The sequence below is a fragment of the Streptomyces spiralis genome (genome assembly GCF_014654675.1).
Lineage (GTDB): Bacteria > Actinomycetota > Actinomycetes > Streptomycetales > Streptomycetaceae > Streptomyces > Streptomyces spiralis.
The window spans coordinates 159,532-178,196 of the sequence record NZ_BNBC01000016.1 but is presented as its reverse complement, the minus strand read 5'-3'; the positions used below and the strand labels follow the sequence as shown (position 1 = coordinate 178,196).

16 protein-coding genes are annotated in these 18,665 nt (G+C 73.1%); 7 read left to right on the top strand and 9 right to left on the bottom strand.

The annotated features are described in order from the left end of the window. The first annotated feature begins 98 nt into the window (after nt 1–98). Nucleotides 99–839, top strand: a complete 741-nt coding sequence (locus IE318_RS18705) for a sirohydrochlorin chelatase (protein WP_189901772.1) — start codon at nt 99–101, stop codon at nt 837–839. A gap of 28 nt (nt 840–867) precedes the next feature. On the opposite strand, the gene IE318_RS18700 is transcribed toward IE318_RS18705, so the two are convergent. Both IE318_RS18700 and IE318_RS18695 read right to left on the bottom strand, forming a co-directional pair. Next, on the bottom strand, nt 868–1,503 hold the full coding sequence (locus tag IE318_RS18700) for a mycothiol-dependent nitroreductase Rv2466c family protein (protein ID WP_189901770.1): 636 nt from the start codon (nt 1,501–1,503) through the stop codon (nt 868–870). A gap of 43 nt (nt 1,504–1,546) precedes the next feature. Further along, a complete protein-coding gene (locus IE318_RS18695) occupies nt 1,547–2,566 on the bottom strand; it encodes a ketopantoate reductase family protein (protein WP_189901768.1) in 1,020 nt (339 codons plus the stop codon). A 56-nt stretch (nt 2,567–2,622) separates the two neighbouring features. Here IE318_RS18695 and IE318_RS18690 point away from each other — a divergent pair, with 56 nt between their 5' ends. Further along, a complete protein-coding gene (locus IE318_RS18690) occupies nt 2,623–3,480 on the top strand; it encodes an aldo/keto reductase (protein WP_229903586.1) in 858 nt (285 codons plus the stop codon). Between the two features lie 43 nt (nt 3,481–3,523). On the opposite strand, the gene IE318_RS18685 is transcribed toward IE318_RS18690, so the two are convergent. After that, on the bottom strand, nt 3,524–4,069 hold the full coding sequence (locus IE318_RS18685; protein ID WP_189901766.1) for a DUF1697 domain-containing protein: 546 nt from the start codon (nt 4,067–4,069) through the stop codon (nt 3,524–3,526). Between the two features lie 279 nt (nt 4,070–4,348). On the opposite strand from IE318_RS18685, the gene IE318_RS18680 reads away from it, so the two are divergent. Next, nucleotides 4,349–6,595: an MMPL family transporter gene (locus IE318_RS18680; RefSeq protein ID WP_189901764.1), complete on the top strand. Its 2,247-nt coding sequence runs from the start codon at nt 4,349–4,351 to the stop codon at nt 6,593–6,595. Nucleotides 6,596–6,686: 91 nt separating this feature from the next. Here the strand turns inward: IE318_RS18680 and mgt are convergent, their stop codons facing one another. Beyond that, nucleotides 6,687–7,889: a macrolide-inactivating glycosyltransferase gene (gene mgt, locus IE318_RS18675; protein WP_189901762.1), complete on the bottom strand. Its 1,203-nt coding sequence runs from the start codon at nt 7,887–7,889 to the stop codon at nt 6,687–6,689. A gap of 254 nt (nt 7,890–8,143) precedes the next feature. Between mgt and IE318_RS18670 the strand changes: the two genes are divergently transcribed. Then, on the top strand, nt 8,144–9,007 hold the full coding sequence (locus IE318_RS18670) for a phosphotransferase enzyme family protein (RefSeq protein WP_189901760.1): 864 nt from the start codon (nt 8,144–8,146) through the stop codon (nt 9,005–9,007). 37 nt (nt 9,008–9,044) lie between these two features. On the opposite strand, the gene IE318_RS18665 is transcribed toward IE318_RS18670, so the two are convergent. Further along, nucleotides 9,045–9,767, bottom strand: coding sequence for a 3'-5' exonuclease (locus IE318_RS18665; protein ID WP_189901758.1), 723 nt, complete (start codon nt 9,765–9,767; stop codon nt 9,045–9,047). Nucleotides 9,768–9,878: 111 nt separating this feature from the next. After that, nucleotides 9,879–11,117, bottom strand: coding sequence for a DUF5919 domain-containing protein (locus IE318_RS18660; RefSeq protein WP_229903585.1), 1,239 nt, complete (start codon nt 11,115–11,117; stop codon nt 9,879–9,881). Between the two features lie 333 nt (nt 11,118–11,450). Between IE318_RS18660 and glgX the strand changes: the two genes are divergently transcribed. Then, nucleotides 11,451–13,568 (top strand): glycogen debranching protein GlgX, encoded by a 2,118-nt coding sequence (gene glgX / locus IE318_RS18655; RefSeq protein WP_189901756.1) that lies wholly within the window; start codon nt 11,451–11,453, stop codon nt 13,566–13,568. Here glgX and IE318_RS18650 read toward each other — a convergent pair. The 3 genes from IE318_RS18650 to IE318_RS18640 are packed head-to-tail and all read right to left on the bottom strand — an operon-like array spanning nt 13,528 to nt 14,870. Next, entirely contained in the window at nt 13,528–13,779 is a 252-nt protein-coding gene (locus IE318_RS18650) for a hypothetical protein (RefSeq protein ID WP_189901754.1), read from the bottom strand. The two genes, glgX and IE318_RS18650, sit on opposite strands and share 41 nt — an antisense overlap. Before the next feature lie 6 nt (nt 13,780–13,785). Beyond that, the gene (locus IE318_RS18645; RefSeq protein WP_189901752.1) at nt 13,786–13,989 is read right to left on the bottom strand and encodes a hypothetical protein; all 204 of its coding nucleotides are present in this window, start codon (nt 13,987–13,989) and stop codon (nt 13,786–13,788) included. Continuing rightward, nucleotides 13,989–14,870 carry a hypothetical protein gene (locus IE318_RS18640; protein WP_189901749.1) on the bottom strand — a complete coding sequence of 294 codons (882 nt, stop codon included), beginning with the start codon at nt 14,868–14,870 and terminating at the stop codon, nt 13,989–13,991. Before IE318_RS18640 ends, IE318_RS18645 begins: the two co-directional genes overlap by 1 nt. Nucleotides 14,871–14,951: 81 nt before the next feature. Between IE318_RS18640 and treY the strand changes: the two genes are divergently transcribed. Then, nucleotides 14,952–17,318 (top strand): malto-oligosyltrehalose synthase, encoded by a 2,367-nt coding sequence (gene treY / locus IE318_RS18635; protein WP_189901747.1) that lies wholly within the window; start codon nt 14,952–14,954, stop codon nt 17,316–17,318. 79 nt (nt 17,319–17,397) lie between these two features. Next, on the top strand, nt 17,398–18,648 hold the full coding sequence (locus IE318_RS18630) for a M14 family zinc carboxypeptidase (RefSeq protein ID WP_189901745.1): 1,251 nt from the start codon (nt 17,398–17,400) through the stop codon (nt 18,646–18,648). The last annotated feature ends 17 nt before the right edge of the window (nt 18,649–18,665 follow it).

Genomic DNA, 18,665 nt, shown 5'->3' with positions numbered 1-18,665 from the left:
TCCTCTTCGTCGGCATCGCCATCGACCTGCTCATCTTCAGCCCCCTCGAACGCTGGGTCCTGCGCAGCCGCGGCCTGTACGTGAAGAGCTGAACGCCCATGGCCTCCCGACCCGTTCTCCTGGTCATCGCCCACGGCAGCCGCGATCCGCGGCATGCCGCGACCGTGCACGCCCTGGTGCGCCGGGTGCGGGCGATGCGCCCGGGTCTGCGGGTGGAGACCGGCTTCCTGGACTTCAACGTGCCGTCCGTGCACGGCGTGCTGGAGTCCCTGGCCGCCGAGGGAGTGCGGGACGTGGTGGCGCTGCCACTGCTGCTGACCCGTGCCTTCCACGCCAAGGCGGACATCCCGTCGGTGCTGCGCCAGGCTCCGGCCAGGCTGCGGATCCGGCAGGCCGACGTCCTCGGCCCCTCGCCGCTGCTGACGGCGGCCCTGGAGCGCCGGCTGTACGAGGCGGGGCTGTCCCCCGCCGACAAGTCCTCGACCGGGGTCGTGCTGGCCTCGGCGGGGTCCTCGGACCCGGAGGCGACCGCAGTGATCGCAGAAATCGCGCGGGAGTGGCGGCACACCGGTTGGTGCGCCGTGCGGCCTGCGTTCGCCTCCGCATCTCTTCCGCGCACCGAGGACGCGGTGCGCGAACTGCGGGAACTGGGCTGCGCGAAGGTCGCGGTCGCGCCGTACGTCCTGGCTCCCGGCTTCCTGCCGGACCGCATCGCGCGCGGCGCGGCCGGCGCGGACGTCCTCGCCGAGGTGCTCGGCCCGGCGCCGGAGGTGGCGCGCGTGCTGCTGGAGCGGTACGACGCCGCCCGGCAGCCGCTGATCACGGCCGTCGGCGCCTGAGCCGGTCCTGGGTGGTGTCGGACACCCCCTAGTCGAAGCGGAGCGCTCCCGTGCGGGTGCGCTTGAGCTCGAAGAGGTCGGGGTGGCCGGCCAGCACTCGGAAGGCGTCGAAGAGCCGGGCTGCCTCGGCGCCGCGCGGGATCGCCCGCAGGACGGGGCCGAACCACACCGTCCCGTCGACGTGAAGGGTGGGCGTCCCCACGTAGCGGCCCGAGTCGGATTCGGCGCCCGCCTCGTGGCTGCGGCGCACGGCGGCGTCGTAGGACGGATCGTGCGCGGCCTCGGCCAGCTCTGCGGGGAGCCCGAGTTCCGCGAGGGACTCGGTGACCACCACGTCGAAGTCGGTCTCCTCGCGCTCGTGGATCCGGGTGCCGAAGGCGGTGTAGAGGTCGCGCAGCACCTTCTCGTCGCCGAGCCGCTCGGCGGCGGCCACGGCGACGCGCACCGGGCCGATCGACTTGTCGACCAGCTCCCGGTACCAGTCGGGCAGTTCGTTGCCGATGTTGTGCAGGTACAGGCTCATGACGTGGAACCGGAGGTCGAGCGGGCGCTCGCGCTCGACCTCCAGCAGCCACCGTGAGGTGATCCAGGCGAAGGGGCAGGCGGGGTCGAAGTAGCAGTCGACCCTGGTGGGCGGAGTGGTGTCCTGACGGGAGTCGGTCATGCCGCCGACCCTAGGACCCCATTGGCGCATCATCACGGTCCAATCAGCGACTGCTTCCCTGGTCCACTTCGTCCGCCAGCCGGACCAGCTCGGTCACCGGCAGCGAGCCCGCGGCCCGGCGCTCGCGGGCGGCGGTGTCGGCCAGGCGCTGCAGGAGTTCGTTGAGCGGGGTGGGCACGCCGTGCAGCCGGCCCAGGAGGACGATCTCGCCGTTGAGGTGGTCGGCCTCGATGGTGCCGGTGCCGCGTGCGAGGGACTGCCACGAGGAGCCGCCGCCCCGCTGGGCGCCGGGCAGCGGCACGAGGGTGATCTTGTCGCCGCGAGCCTCCTTCTGCTCCTCCGGGCTCGCGTACGCGATGCCCGCGGCGGCGAGCACGGCCTCGCCCTCGGCGCGCACACGCTCGTACAGTGCCCGGGCCTGCTCGCTCTCCAGGGGGCCGCTGACGGCCTCGATCGCGTTGGCGAGGTTGCCGAGCAGCTTGGCGTACTGCCAGCGGGCCACGTCCGGCACGACGGGCGCCTCGAAATGCGCCCGCTCGAGGTCGGCGGCGATCCGCCGGAGCGTGTCGTCGGTTCCGTACGGGCACCGGCCGAGGTGCAGCATGCCGGTGAGCGGGGTTCCGGCGGCGGACACGACGCCGGGTTCGACGTGGGTGGCGGGCAGCCAGACGCAGACGCCGTACACATGCCGGAAGCGGCGCAGCGCGAGCCGCTGCCCCTCTACGCCGTTCTGCGCGCACAACAGCGGCAGCCGCTCGGCGGCGGTGCCGCCGCCGGCCACCGGCGCCGGGCCCCAGGCCGCCAGGGCCGCCTCGGTGTCCTGGGTCTTGACTGCCAGGATCAGCACGTCGTCGGCGCGCAGTTCACCGACCGTGTCCGGCCCGTCCACGGCGGGCAGCCGGTGCGTCAGCTCGCCCTCGGGCACCGTGAGCCGCAACCCGCCCGCGCGCAGTGCCGCGAGGTGCGCCCCGCGCGCGACAAGCACGACCTCGCGCCCGCTCTGCGCCAGCCGTCCCCCGATCGCTCCGCCGACCGCCCCTGCCCCGATGATGATGTAGCGCATGGGAGGAGCCTCCCACAGACGGCTGTACATGCCATCGACAGATCCGGGAGGATCGTGTGATCCAGGAGAGCCGCGTGGTCCAGGAGACGGTCACGCTCGGCGGGGAGCTGCCCGTACGACGCCTCGGTTACGGCACCGCCCAGCTCACCGGGCCCGGTTACTGGGGGCCGCGCGGTGCCGCGGGCGATGCGGTGGCCGTGCTGCGGCGTGCGGTGGAGCGCGGGGTGACCCTGGTCGACACGGCGGACAACTACGGTCCGTCGATCGCGGAGGAGTTGGTGGCCGAGGCCCTGCATCCGTACCCGGAGGGTCTGTTGATCGCCACCAAGGGCGGGGTGGTGCGTACCGCCGACAACGCCTGGCACGTGGACGGGCGGCCGGAGTCGCTGCGGGCAATGTGCGAGGCGAGCCTGCGCCGGCTGCGGCTGGAGCGGATCGACCTGTACCAGCTGCACCGGCTGGACCCCGCCGTACCGATGGCCGAACAGCTGGGCACACTGGACGAGTTGCGGACGGAGGGCAAGGTAGGGCACATCGGCCTGGACACGGTCACCGCCGAACAGCTCGCCGCCGCCCTGGAGTTGACGGAGGTGGTCTCCGTCCAGAACCGCTACAACCTCCTCGACCGCGCGTCCGAGCCGCTGCTGAAGCTGTGCGAGGAGCACGGGATCGCGTTCCTGCCCTGGTTTCCGCTGGGCAACGGCGAGTTGACCGGGCACCCGGTGTGCGCGGAGATCGCCGCCGCGCACGGGGCGAAGCCGGGGCAGATCGCCCTCGCCTGGCTGCTGCACCACTCCCCCGTGCTCTGCCCGACCCCCGGCACGGGCACCCTCGCCCATCTGGAGGAGAACCTGGACGCGGTGGACGTGCGGCTCTCGGTGTCCGAGCTGTCCCGGCTGGATGCCCTGGCCTGACCCGGACCACGCGGTCATCTGCGTCACTCCGCGGTCATCCGCGTCACTCCGCGGTCATCTCCACGAGCTTGACGACCGTGTTCCAGTTCCGGGTCGTGGCGATCAGGTCCTTGGTCAGCGAGCGTCTGGACAGGTGCTCGGCGAGCTTGGAGCGGCCGAGGCCGTCCGGTGCGTACAGGTACAGGGCGCGGTCGCCGAGCCTGAACTCCTCCGGCAGGTAGGCCGCCTGGTCGAGCTCGGCGTAGCGGGCGGCGTCCACAGGGGCGGAGAAGTAGGTCACGTGCAGCTGCTTGGCCTGGAGTTCGGCGGCCGGGAACGGGCAGGCGTCGGCGACGGCCCGCAGATAGGCGTGGTCGCGCACGATCACGTCCACCGTGAGGCCGAACCGCTTCTCGATCGCGGTGACGAGCTCCGCCGCCAGGGACTCCTCGTCGCCGTGGCCGGAGGAGAAGACGGCCTGGCCGCTCTGGAGGTAGGTGCGGACCTCGCCGTGGCCGAGTTCCTGTATGAGGGTGCGCAGCTCGGCCATCGGCAGCTTCCGGTTGCCGCCCACGTTGATCCCACGCAACAGCGCTGCGTACATCGTCATCCGCCCACCTTAGGGTCTGTCCGGCGGATATAGGTGCAGACCTAGAGCGGTCACCCTGATCACCGCCCCCGAGTAGGGCGGATAGTTGTAGGGGGCCGCCGTCCTCCCCAGTGCGGAGACGCCGGGATACGAGGGGAGGAGCGGCGGCCGTCCCACTTCACCGGTCAGTACGACGAGCTGCGCTTATGCAGCCCATACCGTCGTTGGCGGAAGGTGGCGGCAAGGGTCGCCGCCGCGCACGAGGGCCTCACGAGAGGGCCTGGAGGGGGCAAGCCCGTCATGGGGAACGGAGAGACACGGGTGCGGGGCTTCGCCGCGCGGGCCGGCGGCTGGTCCGCCCGGCACCGATGGGCGGCGGTCGGCATATGGGTGCTGTTCGTCGTGCTGGCGATGGGGCTGGGGTCGGCGGCGGGCCGGGTGGACGTCAAGGACAGCGACCAGCTCAAGGGCGAGACGCACACCGCCGCGAAGATCATCGAGGACGCGGGGATCAAGGAACCGGCGAGCGAGAGCGTCCTGGTCCAGACGAAGGACGGCACGACCAAGGCCACCGACGCCGCCTTCCGGGCCGCCGTCGCCGACGTGGTGAAGGCCGTCGGCGCCACCGGCCGGGTCACCGACGTGACCTCGCCGTACGACACGAAGACCATCTCCCGGGACGGCCGCAGCGCGCTGGTGCAGTTCGACATGCGCGGCGAAGCGGAGACCGCGGGCGACAGGGTCGAGCCGGTGCTGAAGGCCGTCGAGGGCGTCCAGAAGGACCACTCGTCGCTGCGGATCGAGGAGATCGGCGGCGCCAGCATGAACAAGCAGTACTCGGACGCCTTCGGGAACGACTTCCAGCAGGCCGAGTACTCGGCGGTGCCGGTGGCCCTGGGCATTCTGCTGATCGCCTTCGGCGCGCTGGTGGCCGCGCTGCTGCCGGTGGCGCTGGCCATCACGGCGATCATGGCGACCATGGGCCTGATGGGCATCGTCAGCCATCTGCAGCCGATGAGCGACACCGCCAACTCCGTGATGCTGCTGGTCGGCATGGCGGTCGGCGTCGACTACTGCCTGTTCTACCTGCGCCGGGAGCGCGAGGAGCGCGCCGCCGGGCGTGACGCCGGTACGGCGCTGCGCATCGCCGCGGCGACCAGCGGCCGGGCGATCGTCGTCTCCGGTGTCACGGTGTGCGTGGCGATGGCGGGCATGCTGTTCACCGGGCTCGCCGAGTTCGAGGCGATGGGCCTGGCCTCGCTGATGGTGGTGGCGGTCGCCATGGTCGGGTCCGTCACGGTGCTGCCTGCGCTGCTGTCGCTGCTGGGCGAGCGGGTGGAGAAGGGGCGTCTCCCGTTCCTGAAGCGGCGTCGCCGCGGTGGTGGCGGGGAGAGCCGGTTCTGGACGGCCGTGCTGCGGGGCGTGCTGGCCAAGCCGGTGGTCTCGGTGGTCGTGGCGGTGGGCGCGCTGCTCGCCGTGGCGGCTCCGGCGCTCGGCATGAAGACCTCGCAGCTCACGCTGGACCAGGAGTTCGGGAACTCGCTGCCCATCGTGCAGACGTACAACCGTGTCAACGACGCCTTCCCGGGCGGCTCCGAGCCGGCCCAGGTGGTCGTCAGGGCGAAGGACATCAAGGCCCCGGAGGTCAGGTCCGCGCTGGCGAGTTTCAAGGAGCAGGCCGTCAGCTCGGGCGCCTCGCGCGGCCCGGTGGAGGTCAAGTTGTACGAGGACAGGAACGTCGCCTTCGTCTCCGTGCCGCTGGTCGGCGGCTCCGACTTCGACACGGCCGGCAAGAGCCTGGAGAAGCTGCGCGACCAGGTGCGGCCCGCGACGCTCGGCAAGGTCGAGGGCGTGCAGGCGCCGATCACCGGTCAGGTCGCCGGCTCGCACGACTTCAACGACCAGCTCATCGGGTCGGTCGTCCCGGTCTTCGCCTTCGTGGTGGTCTTCGCCTTCCTGCTGATGCTGCTGTCGTTCCGCTCGCTGACCGTCGCGATCACGTCGATCCTGCTGAACCTGCTGTCGGTGGGCGCGGCCTACGGCATCCTCGTCGCCGTCTTCCAGCACGGCTGGGGTGCGTCGCTGGTGGGCGCGGAGGGCGTCGGCGCGATCGTGACCTGGCTGCCGCTGTTCCTCTTCGTGATCCTGTTCGGGCTGTCGATGGACTACCACGTGTTCGTGGTCTCCCGGATCCGCGAGGCACGGCTGCGCGGCCGGACCACGAGGGACGCCATCCAGCACGGTGTGGTCACCACGGCGGGCGTGGTCACCAGCGCCGCCGTCATCATGGTCGCCGTGTTCGCGATCTTCGGGACGCTGTCCATGCAGTCCATGAAGCAGATGGGCGTGGGCCTGGCGGCCGCGGTGCTCATCGACGCGACGGTCATCCGCGGTGTGCTGCTGCCGGCCGTGATGGCGCTGCTGGGCGAGCGCAACTGGTACCTGCCGAAGTGGCTGCACCGGCTGCCGGACCTCACCCACGACGAGACGCCGGAGGTCGTGGTCGCCTCCTCGGTGCCGGAGCAGGGTGAGCGGCTGAAGGTCTGATCCGTCCCTCAGGCCGGAGGGCCCGTTGGTCTCCATGGGGGAACCAACGGGCCCTCAGTCATGCTCCGCTACTGCTCCGCTCATGCCCCATTCATGCCCGCGCGGCCCGGAGTTCGGCCTCGATCAGGTCGGCGGCCCGGCGGGTTCCGCCCTCCTCGGCCATCTGGGCCTGGATGTCCTTCAGCCGACGGGCCACCTCCGGGTCGTCGACGAGGCCGAGCGCACTGGCACGCAGGGTCTCGGCGGTCGCCTCCGCCATGGGCAGGTGGCGGGCGACACCGAGGCCCTGAAGGATGTCCGCGTTGCCGAACTGGTCGACGGCCTGCGGCACGGCGATCATCGGGGTGGACGTCGCCAGCCCCTCCTGGCTGCCGCCGGCCCCGGCGTGCGTGACGAACAGGTCGGCCTTGCGCAGGATCGCCAACTGCGGCACCCAGGACCGCACTTCCACGTTCGCCGGTACGGCACCGAGCTCCGCCGGGTCGACCTGCTTGCCGACCTGGAGCACCAGGTGCCAGCCGGGCAGCTCGCCGAAGGCCCTGACGCACTCCCGGTAGAAGGCCGGTTGCTTGGTGAAGGTCGAGCCGAGCGAGACGAGCGCCACCTTCTCGGCGTCGGCGGGCCGCTGCCAGTCGCCCTGTGTCGCGCGATCGCCCTGGCAGGCACCCACGAAGGTGTACACGGTCTCGTCGACCCGGTCGGCGTGGGGCTGCAGCGCCCTCGGGATCAGGACGAGCGAGCGGGCGGGGCGGCCCGCGAAGGGATCCGGATGCTGGGTGATCCCGTTCTGAGCGAGCCACGCCTCGAAGCGGGCGTAGTAGGCCCGGCCCCGCTCGGTCCGGCGGGGCTCCGCCCACATCGGTTCGGCGACCTCCTCCTCGTAACCCTCCCAGGCGACCAGGTTCGGCGAGAGGGAGACGGCGGGCACGCCCCAGCGGTGGGCGAGCACGCGGGCCGGGTAGGAGGTGATGTCGTGCAGGACGAGGTCCGGCTCGTCCCCGGCGTAGGCCTCGATGAGCTGGGGCAGGGCCTGGATGGCGTCGTTCAGGAACGGCTCGACGTGGTCCAGCAGCGTGGTGCCCCAGGCCGACGGGTCGTCGTCGGGCGTGGGCAGCGTGGAGTTCCAGAGCTTCACCTCCGCCCCGGTCTCGGCGACCTTGTCCGCGAACACGGGCGGGATGGCGTACGTGACCCGGTGTCCGCGCGCGACGAGCTCGCGGATCACCTCGAGGCTGGGGTTCACATGCCCGTGGGCGGCGATGGAGAACATGGCGATGTGCGCGCGACCGGTCATGTCGGCGACCTTAAACGAGACGATACGTCTCGTGCAAAAGAATATCCGCCCACGGCCCCCACCTGGACGGATGCGACACTGGCCCTCCACCGGCGAACGGCACACCGACGCGGAACGCCGGGAACGGAGCACCGGCACGGGCGCGGCCCACCGGCCCGGACCCCGGACGTGGCCCACGCGCACGCACCCCAGGCGTGGAGCCCGCGCGCGGGCCACACCACGAATCACGGATACCGACAACGGAGGCGGACGACATGGACGAGGCGCGGGCGCGGGACGTACTGGCCGGGGCTGGGGTCCTGCCGGGGTCGGTCGGCGAGGCGCGACTGCTCGCGCTCGGTGAGAACGCGGTGTTCGCCGCCGGCGATCTCGTCGTCAAGGTGGGTCGCGACGCCGAGCTGCTGGACCGGGCGCGGCGCGAGCTGCGGATCGCGGTGTGGCTCGCCGAGGCCGGCGTCCCCGCGGTGCGCGCCGCCGAGCCGGAGGCACTGCTGGTGGACGGGCACCCGGTGACCGTGTGGCACCGGCTCCCCGACCCCGTGCGGCCCGCCGAGCCCCGGGACCTGGCGGAACTCCTGCGCACCGTCCACGCTCTGCCCTCCCCGGACTTCGGGCTGCCGCCCCGGGAGCTGCTGGGCGGGGTGGAGCGCTGGCTGCGGCTCGCGGGCGACGCGATCGACCCGGCGGACGCGGCGTATCTGCGCCGGCGCCGGGACGGTTTCGCCTCGGCCGCCGCCGCGCTCACCCCGCATCTGCCGCCGGGCGCGATCCACGGCGACGCGCTGCCGCGCAATGTGCACATCGGCCCCGACGGACCGGTCCTGGTCGACCTGGAGACCTTCTCCGCCGATCTGCGCGAGCACGACCTGGTGGTCATGGCCCTGTCCCGGGACCGCTACGGCCTGCCCGCCGAGGCGTACGACTCCTTCACCGCGGCCTACGGCTGGGACGTGCGCGAGTGGGAGGGCTGCTCGGTGCTGCGCGGCGCCCGGGAGACGGCGAGCTGCGCGTGGGTCGCGCAGCACGCCCCGGGCAACCCCAAGGCCCTGGCCGAGTTCGAACGCCGGGTGGCATCCCTCAGGGACGGCGACGAGACCGTCCGCTGGTACCCCTTCTGATCGTCGCCCGCCCTAGGCGGGTGTCTCGCCCCCCGGGTCAGACCGGTTCGCCCGCCGGCTGCCGCAGGGGCCAGGTCCCGTCGACCACCGCCGCCGTGTCGCCCTTGCGGCGCAGGAAGGCCTGGAAGTCGGCCGCCCAGGCGGCGTACCACTCGATCTGACGGCGGTGCAGTTCCGCCGGGCCGAGGGCCGCGACCTTGGCGTGCCGCCCGGCTATCGCCCCGGCCAGCCGGGCCGCGGCGAGCGCGTCGGCCGAGGCGTCGTGGGCGGCGTCGAGCACGATGCCGTACTCGGAGCAGACCGCCTCCAGGGTGCGCTTGCCCCGGCGGTAGCGGTCGACCTGGCGGTCGATGGTGTACGGGTCGATGACCGGGCCCGGTGCCGCGCCGCCCAGGCGGTCGCTGAGCGAGGGCAGGCCGTGGCGCCGCAGCTCAGCGGAGAGCAGCGTCAGGTCGAAGGCCGCGTTGTACGCCACGACCGGTACGCCCGCCTTCCAGTAGCCGGCCAGGACGTCCGCGACGGCGTCGGCCACCCGGTCGGCCGGGCTGCCCTCGGCGGCGGCCCGCTCGTTGCTGATCCCGTGCACCGCGACCGCGTCCGGAGGGATCTCGACGCCCGGGTCGGCCAGCCATTCCCGGTGCCCGACCGGCTCTCCCTCCCTGACCTCGATCACGGCCGCCGTGACGATGCGCGCCTCCCGCGGATCCGTCCCGGTCGTCTCCAGGTCGAAGCCGATCAGCAGCTCCCGGTGCCAGCCCATGGCGGCCCCCCTTCTCGTGGTGCTCTCCCCCAGTGGTCTTCACCTTCGCATGCGCCACTGACAATCAGAGGACCGCGTTCCGCTTTCCGCCGCACACCCCCTGAGGGCAATTCAAGACACCGGTCGTGAATCCACCCACATCGTCTCGAACTCCTCCCGATAGGCGGCGAACAGCCCGCCCTCGTCGACCTGGTCCGACCTGACCACCTTGGTGCCGTTGCGCAGCACGAACACCGGCGCCTCCATGCCCCGGCTGCGCCGCAGATAGGACTGGACGACCCCGACGCCGTCGGAGCCGTCGCCGTCCACCAAGTAGGCCGTGACCCGCGGTGTCTCGTCGTAGACCTGGATCTCGAAGGCGCCCGGGTCGCGCAGCCGGGAGCGCACCCGGCGCATGTGCAGGATGTTCATCTCCACCGAGCGGCTCAGCTCGCCCCGCTTGAGCCCGAGTTCGCGCTCGCGGCGCTTGACCGCGCTGGAGGCCGGGTTGAGGAACAGCAGCCGTACCCGGCAGCCGGACTCGGCCAGGCGGACCAGACGGCGGCCGGAGAAGTTCTGCACGAGCAGGGTGAGGCCGATGCCGATGGCGTCCAGGCGGCGGGCGCCGCCGAAGATGTCCTCGGCCGGGAACTGGCGCAGCAGCCGCACCCGGTCCGGGTGCACGGCGACCACGTCCGCGTACCGGTCGCCGACCAGGTCCTCCACCGCGTCCACCGGCAGCCGCCGGGCGGAGGGCACGTCGCCGCCGGTGCCGAGGATCTCCAGCAGCCGGGCGGAGGCGCGTTCGGCCTGGCCCAGCACCGCCTCGGACAGCGCCCGGTTGCGGGAGACGACGTTCCGGGTCACCTCCAGCTCGTCCAGGGCGAGTTCGACGTCCCGGCGCTCGTCGAGATAGGGCTCGAAGCAGGGCCAGTGCTGCACCATCAGCTCGCGCAGCTGGGGCAGGGTGAGAAAGCTGATCACGTTGTCGTCGGCCGGGTCGAGCAGATAGCCCTTGCGGCGGCTGACCTCGCGGACGGCGACCGCGCGCTGCACCCACTCCTGTCCGGCCGGTCCGGCGGCGGCGACCACCCAGTCGTCGCCGTGGACGGGCTCGTAGACGGGCCGCAGCACGGCGGAGACGACGGCGCGCAGCCGCTGTTCGACGAGGTTCAGCCAGATGTAGGCCCGGCCGGCGCGCTGGGCGCGGGTGCGCACCTCGCGCCAGGCGTCGGCGTCCCAGTCCAGCTCCGGCCCGATGGCGCCGGCGTCCATGGGCCGGGCCAGGGACACCGCGCCGGGCGGGACGTCTGTGGAGCGCCCCTCGTGACCCTCGTCACCAGGGGGCAGCTCCAGGCCTCCCGAGCCCACCCGTGCACCGCCTTCCGCTCCCCCGAGCACTCCCCGTCCCAACGATCAAGGAAGGGTACTCCGGGAGCGGTGCGCGGTGCAGCCGGATGGGCGGCTCCTTTCCCAACTTCCCCCACTCGCCTCTGTGTTCCAAGGGTCACGGGGGCGGCCGGAGTGAGCGGATTCATAGCACCGGCAGCCCCAGGCGTCCCGGCGGCCCCGGTGCCTCCCGGCGTCCCCGGCGAGCCCCGGCGACGCACCCGACCCGGGGAAACCCGTGGTTTTCTCACTTTCGGGGAAACTCGGAGGCCGAGGCGCCACCGGCGGCGCCGCACACCTGAAAGAGTCGTGTCCATGCAGGTCTGGCCTGGAGAGGCGTATCCACTCGGCGCCACGTACGACGGCGCCGGAACGAACTTCGCGGTGTTCACCGAGGCCGCGGACCGAGTAGAGCTGTGTCTGCTGCACGACGACGGCTCGGAGACGGCGGTGGAACTGCGCGAGAGCGACGCGTTCGTTCGGCACGCGTACGTGCCGGGCGTGATGCCGGGGCAGCGGTACGGGTTCCGGGTGCACGGCCCCTACGCCCCGGAGCGCGGGCTTCTGTGCAACTCCGCGAAGCTGCTGCTCGACCCGTACGCGCGTGCGATCAGCGGCTCGGTCCGGTGGGGCGAGGAGGTCTACGGCTATCACTTCGACGACCCCGGTCGGCGCAACGACCTGGACTCGGCGCCGCACACCATGACGTCGGTCGTGGTCAACCCGTACTTCGACTGGGGCGACGACCGGCTGCCGCGGCGCGGCTACCACGAGACGGTGATCTACGAGGCGCACGTCAAGGGCCTGACGATGCGGCACCCGGGGCTGCCGGAGGAGCTGCGCGGCACCTACGCGGCGCTCGCCCACCCGGCGTTCATCGAGCACCTGACCGAGCTCGGGGTGACGGCGCTGGAGCTGATGCCCGTACACCAGTTCGTCAACGACCACCGTCTGGTGGACATGGGCCTGAGCAACTACTGGGGCTACAACACGATCGGCTTCTTCGCCCCGCACAACGCCTACGCCTCCTGGGGCGACCGCGGCCAGCAGGTGCTGGAGTTCAAGTCGGCGGTGCGGGCGCTGCACGAGGCGGGGATCGAGGTCATCCTCGACGTGGTCTACAACCACACCGCCGAGGGCAACCACCTGGGACCGACGCTGTCCTTCAAGGGCATCGACAATCCGCGCTACTACCGGCTCACCGACGACAAGCGCTACTACATGGACACCACGGGCACCGGGAACTCGCTGCTCATGCGGTCCCCGCACGTGCTCCAGCTGATCATGGACTCGCTGCGCTACTGGGTCACGGAGATGCACGTCGACGGCTTCCGCTTCGACCTCGCGGCGACCCTGGCGCGGCAGTTCCACGAGGTGGACCGGCTGTCGTCGTTCTTCGACCTGGTGCAGCAGGACCCGGTCGTCTCGCAGGTCAAACTGATCGCCGAGCCGTGGGACGTGGGCGAGGGCGGCTACCAGGTGGGGAACTTCCCGCCGCTGTGGACGGAGTGGAACGGCAAGTACCGCGACACCGTCCGCGATCTGTGGCGGGGCGAGCCGCGGGCGCTGGCGGAGTTCGCCTCCCGGCTGACCGGCTCCTCCGACCTCTACCAGGACGACGGCCGCCGCCCGCTGGCCTCCATCAACTTCGTGACCTGCCACGACGGCTTCACCCTGCACGACCTGGTGTCATACAACGACAAACACAACCAGGCCAACGGCGAGGACAACCGGGACGGCGAGAGCCACAACCGGTCCTGGAACTGCGGTGTGGAGGGCGACACCGACGACCCCGAGGTGCTCGGGCTGCGGGCGCGGCAGATGCGCAACTTCGTCGCGACGCTGATGCTGTCCCAGGGCGTGCCCATGATCAGCCACGGCGACGAGTTCGCCCGCACCCAGCGGGGCAACAACAACGCCTACTGCCAGGACAACGAGCTGTCCTGGGTGCGCTGGCCGGAGCCCGGTGAGCAGGCCGGCGAACTGCTGGAATTCCTGCGGGCGATGGCCCGGCTGCGCAGGCGGCACCCGGTCTTCCGCCGCCGCCGCTTCTTCCACGGGCGGCCCGTGGAGGGCACCCACGACGAGCTGTCCGACATCGCCTGGTTCACCCCGGAGGGCGCGGAGATGACCCAGCAGGACTGGGACTCGGCGCGGGCCTCCGCGCTGACCGTGTTCCTCAACGGCCACGCCATCTCGGAGCCCGGCCAGCGCGGGGAGCGCATCACCGACGACTCCTTCCTGCTGATGTTCAACGCCGCGCCGAAGCCGCTGGACTTCGTCGTCCCGGTCGACCACGGACGACAGTGGCAGGTGGTCGTCGACACGGCCCGCACCGACCCGGTGCCCCCGGGCACCGGCCGCAAGGTCCGCGCCGGGGACCGGCTCACGCTCACCGACCGCAGTCTGACGGTGCTCCAGCGGCCCGCGTAGCGGCCCGGATGCCATGGGCCGCGTACGCCGTCGGCCGCGCCGCCAGCGCGATCGCGGCGGCGAGCGCGGCCGCGGCACTGGCCGCCGCGAAGGCAGCGCCGGGGCCGCGGGCCTCGGCGAGGCGGCCGCAGACGGCGATCGCGAGCGCCTGACCGGCCACGATCGAGCTCGTCGCGTACGCCATCGCCTCGGCGAGCCGGGCCGGCGGCACCGCCCGCTAGGTCAGCCCGAAGACGGTGACCAGGTGCGGGGCGTACGCCGCTCCGAGGACGGTGACGACCAGGTACAGGCCGGTCAGGGTGTGCGTCCGCAGCAGCGGCAGGGACAGTAGGAACGCCGCCGCGGTGGCCGCCCGCCGGCGTGCCCGCAGTCCGAATCGGGCCGGGAGGGCCGCCGTCGAGAGCCCGGCGACGGCGCTCATCACCCCCACCGCGGCGTACACGAGCCCCGCCTGGTCCTCCTCCCCCAGCCGCCGGGTGAACGCCGTGATGTCGGCCTGGCAGGCCCCGAACATCGCCCCCTGATGGGCCGACGCGGCGCGCAGCGCGTGCACGCACCGGGGCATGCGCGGTCGGTGCGCGCGGGCAGGGGGCCGCCGGCCGGGTGCGGGCCGGTCGCCGCCCGTCCCGGCCGTGGCCCGGCCGCGCGGCGGGTCGCCGCGGCCGTCGGGTGCAGGGCGAAGCCCGTGCCGCACACGCCCACCAGCAGGGCCGCCGCACCCAGGGCGCACGCCGGATGGGCGAGCACCGAGGCGAGACCCACCAGGGCGGGCCCGAGGACGAAGGAGATCTCGTCGAGCGTGCTTTCGAAGGACAGTCCCGTGCCCATGGTGGCGTCGGGTGACCCGGACCGGCGGGCGAGGGCGACGAGGCGGGCGCGGGCCGGCGGTCCTACCAGCGGCACCGTCGCGCCCGCACCCGCCCCCATGGCGGCGAGCAGCGGCCCGCCCGCACCGGCGAGCGCCCCGGCGACCAGTGCGGCGATCGCGGCCGCGTCGGCGAGCGAGAGGACGTGGACGACGGTTCGCTGGCCGTGCCGGTCGGCGAGCCGCCCCACGAGCGGCCCGCAGGCCGCCTGCCCGAGGGCGAGCGCGCCACCGGTCAGCCCCGCGGCGGCCAGGGATCCACTCGTCCGGGCGACGAGCAGCACGCTGCCGAACTGGACGGTGGCCGTGGGCAGCCGTCCCAGGAAGGACAGGACCGGAAGCCACGGCTTGGTCAGGCCGATGACGTCGCGGTAGGTCCTCAGCGTCCCGCGCCGCCCCGGTGCGACCGTCCCTCGACGCCGCCCTGGTGCGGTCATCGTCCGACGCCGGCCACGCGCGCGTGCGCACCTGGACGGGCCGATGACACGAAAGCCGGCCGGGCGGGTACGTAGGTTTCCATGACACCCGAGCGCCACGAACCCGCTGTGCCCACGGCCACCTACCGGCTCCAGCTCCAGCCCGACTTCCCGTTCGCCGCCGCATCGGCGGCCGTACCGTACCTGGCCTCGCTCGGCGTCTCCCACCTGCACCTGTCCCCGATCCTGGAGGCGGTTCCGGGCTCCCTGCACGGCTACGACGTCGTGGACCACGCGCGCGTGCGCGGCGAACTCGGCGGCGAGGAGGGCCTGCGCGCGCTGGCGCGCACCGCCGGTGAGCACGGGCTGGGGCTGGTCGTGGACATCGTGCCGAACCACATGGCCATGGCGCCGCGCCACAACCACGCCCTGTGGGAGGTCCTGCGGGAGGGGCCGGAGTCGCCGTACGCGCGCTGGTTCGACATCGACTGGGAGGCCCAGGACGGCAAGGTGCTGCTGCCGGTGCTCGGTCACCCCGTCGGCAGGGAGCTGGACCGGCTGAAGGTGGACGGCGACGTCCTGCGCTACTACGACCACGCGTTCCCGCTGCGCGAGGGCACCGGGAAGCTGCCGCTGCCGCGGCTGCTGGACGCGCAGTGGTACCGCCCGGTGTGGTGGCGGCTGGCCCGTACGGACCTCAACTACCGGCGGTTCTTCAGCATCTCGGAACTGATCGGGGTGCGGGTGGAGGACCCGGAGGTGTTCGAGGCGACCCACGCCAAGATCCTCCAGCTGCTGCGCGAGGGCGTGATCGACGGCCTGCGCGTCGACCACCCCGACGGTCTCGCCGACCCGGACGGCTATCTCGACCGGCTGCACACGGCGACCGGCGGCCGCTGGACGGTCGTGGAGAAGATCCTCTCCGACGGCGAGCACCTGCCGCCGTCCTGGCCGGTCGCGGGCACCACCGGCTACGACGCCCTGCGTCACGTCGACGGCCTGTTCACCGACCCGGCCGGGGCGGGCGAACTGCTCGGGCAGTACCGGCGGTTCGCCGCCCCGCAGACCGACCGCGGCGGGGACTGGGCGGCCACCGTGCGGCGTTCGGCGTACAACGTGATCACGCACGAGCTGGCCGCCGAGACCGAACGGCTGACCCGGGTGGCGAGCCGGGTGTGCACCGCCTCACCGGAGGTGGCGCTGCGTGACCGCGCCCCCTGGGCGCTGCGCACCGCGCTGCAGGAGCTGCTGGTCCGTCTGGAGGTGTACCGGCCGTACGCCTCCGTGGACCCGGCCACGGTGGTCACGGAGGAGGCCGCCGCCGAGGCCCGGCTCGCCTTCGTGGTGCCGGAGGAGGGCGAGGCCGTGGACGTCGTGCGCGACCTGGTGCTGGGGCGGGCCGGTGACGGACCGGACCACGTGGAGTTCCGCACCCGGTTCGCGCAGGCCGCCTCCGCGCTGCGCGCCAAGTCCGTGGAGGACACCGCCTACTACCGCTACGTTCCGCTGCTGTCGGCCAACGAGGTGGGCGGCGACCCGGGGCATCCGGCCGTGTCCCCGGAGGACTTCCACGCGTACTGCGCGCGCGTCCAGCGCGACTGGCCGGCCACCGGGACGGTGGTCTCCACGCACGACACCAAGCGCAGCGCGGACGTCCGGGCGGCGCTGGCCGTGCTGACCGAGTGCCCGGGGCGCTGGGCCGAGGTGCTGGACGAGGTGACGGCCGACGAGGAGGGCGCGCCCGACGGCCAACTGGCGTGGGCGGCCTGGCAGACCGTGTTCGGGCTGGGCCCGGCGGACGGGCGGCGGGTGCGGCAGGCGTTGCTGAAGCATGTGCGCGAGGCCGGCCTGTACACGAGCTGGACGGAGCAGGAGCCGCCGTACGAGGAGGCGGTGGACCGGTTCGTCGCCGAGGGCCCGTGCGGGGCGGCGGGCGAGCGGGTGGCCGCGCTGCGTGCCGCGCTGGAGCCGTACATCCGGGCGAACGTGCTGGGGACGGCCCTGGTGCACCTGACGATGCCGGGCGTGCCCGATCTGTACCAGGGCACGGAGGCCGAGTGCCGGACCCTGGTGGACCCGGACAACCGGCGGCTCGTGGACCTCCCGCCCGCCGGCTCCGGCGAGAAGGGGGAGGTGACGGCGGCGGCGCTGCGGCTGCGGGCCCGCCGGCCGGAGCTCTTCGGCGCCGCGGCGACGTACGCGCCGCTGGGCGCGCAGGGCCCGGCGGCGGAGCACTGTGCGGCGTTCGTGCGCTCCGGTGAGGTGGTCACGGCCGTGACCCGGCTGTCGCTGCGGCTGGCGGAGTCGGGCGGCTGGCGCGACACGCTGCTGCCGCTGCCGGCGGGGCGGTGGGCCGATGCGCTCACGCCCGGGCGGGAGTTCGAGGGACAGGTGCCCGTGGCGGAGCTCTTCGAGCGGCTGCCGGTGGCGCTGCTGGAGCGGGCGGCGGGGCCGTCGGGGCGGGAGTGATCGCGGGGTCCGGCGTTCTTGACAGTTGCCGGAGTCCGTGGGGTACTGCGGAATGCGAGTCCGGGCGGACAAGTCGGGGGTGAGTCCACTGCCGGAGCTGCGCTATCCCAGTGTTCCCGAAATGGTCGCCTCCGCCCGGTCGCTGGCCGCGCGCCGGCCGGGCCTGTGCGTGCTGGACCAGGTCGGCGTATCCCGCGCGGGCAGGCCGCTGCACCTGCTGTCGGTCGGTCGCGCCCGCCGGGCCGTCCTGGTGGTCGCGGGCGCCCACGCCAACGAGCCCACCGGCGGCTCCACCCTCCTCGCGCTCGCCCGGCGCGTGCTGGACGAGCGGCGGCTGCGGGCGGACACCTCCTGGCACTTCCTGCTGTGCGCCGACCCGGACGGGGCGAGCCTGCATGTGACGCCGGCCCCGCACAGCCTCCTCGAGTACCACCTCGGGTTCTTCCGGCCCGCCGGGGCCGAGCAGCCGGAGTGGTCGCCGTCGGTGCTGCCGCCCGACCGGCTGCCGCCCGAGACGCGGACCCTGCTCGGGGTCATCGACGCGCTGCGCCCGTACGTGCAGGTGACACTGCACGGCACGGATCTGGGCGGCAGCTGGGTACAGCTGACCAGGAACGTGCCCGGGCTCGCCGAACCGTTCGGCAAGTCGGCGGCCGAGCTGCACATACCGGTGGAGACGGGCGCCTGCGACGCCGCGGGGTGGCCCGTCTCCGGGCCCGGGGTGCGGGTGATGCCGGAGCCCGGCTCCGGTGTGGCGTATCCGAGCCTGCCGGACGACGCACGGCACAGCACCTGGTACCACGCGCACCGGTACGGCGGCATGACGGCGGTCGTGGAGGTGCCGATGTGGGCGAGCGACCTCGTCGACGACCCCGCCCCGCATCCGGCCCCGGCGGCGGCGATCCGGCGGCTGGCGACGCGGCTGCTGCGGGACACCCGCCAGGTCGAGCTGGTGCTCGCCGACGCGCTGCCCCGGCTGGACGGCGCCGACGGGCCGCTGCTGCGGGCGGCGAAGTGGGGGCTCGGCCTGGCACCGGGGCTGGCCGCTGACTGGGTCGACACCCCGCCCGCCGACACCACGATGGCCTACGTCGGCAGCGTCGACGCGTTCGGCCGCAGAGTGCCGCTACGGGCCGCGGCCATGCTGCTGCGGGTCCTGCGCGGGACCGACGACCCCGCCGCCCCCGGCCTGGAACACCTCGTGACGACCTGGAGCGAGTCCTTCGCCACCCGCTTCCGCGCCCGCTGGGTCCCCCTCCCCCACCAGGTCGAACACCAGTCCCGCACAGTCCTCGCCACGGCCCACCACGCCCGCGAACTGATGGTCTGACAGCCATCGGCCCGCGG

Bases quoted from the DNA above. Each gene is read 5' to 3' on its own strand.
- IE318_RS18665 (WP_189901758.1), bottom strand. From the start codon at position 9,767: ATGGGCTGGCACCGGGAGCTGCTGATCGGCTTCGACCTGGAGACGACC.
- IE318_RS18670 (WP_189901760.1), top strand. From the start codon at position 8,144: ATGGACGAGGCGCGGGCGCGGGACGTACTGGCCGGGGCTGGGGTCCTG.
- IE318_RS18705 (WP_189901772.1), top strand. From the start codon at position 99: ATGGCCTCCCGACCCGTTCTCCTGGTCATCGCCCACGGCAGCCGCGAT.
- IE318_RS18645 (WP_189901752.1), bottom strand. From the start codon at position 13,989: ATGAGCGCCGTCGCCGGGCTCTCGACGGCGGCCCTCCCGGCCCGATTC.
- IE318_RS18680 (WP_189901764.1), top strand. From the start codon at position 4,349: ATGGGGAACGGAGAGACACGGGTGCGGGGCTTCGCCGCGCGGGCCGGC.
- treY (WP_189901747.1), top strand. From the start codon at position 14,952: ATGACACCCGAGCGCCACGAACCCGCTGTGCCCACGGCCACCTACCGG.
- glgX (WP_189901756.1), top strand. From the start codon at position 11,451: ATGCAGGTCTGGCCTGGAGAGGCGTATCCACTCGGCGCCACGTACGAC.
- IE318_RS18640 (WP_189901749.1), bottom strand. From the start codon at position 14,870: ATGACCGCACCAGGGCGGCGTCGAGGGACGGTCGCACCGGGGCGGCGC.
- mgt (WP_189901762.1), bottom strand. From the start codon at position 7,889: ATGACCGGTCGCGCGCACATCGCCATGTTCTCCATCGCCGCCCACGGG.
- IE318_RS18695 (WP_189901768.1), bottom strand. From the start codon at position 2,566: ATGCGCTACATCATCATCGGGGCAGGGGCGGTCGGCGGAGCGATCGGG.
- IE318_RS18685 (WP_189901766.1), bottom strand. From the start codon at position 4,069: ATGACGATGTACGCAGCGCTGTTGCGTGGGATCAACGTGGGCGGCAAC.
- IE318_RS18700 (WP_189901770.1), bottom strand. From the start codon at position 1,503: ATGACCGACTCCCGTCAGGACACCACTCCGCCCACCAGGGTCGACTGC.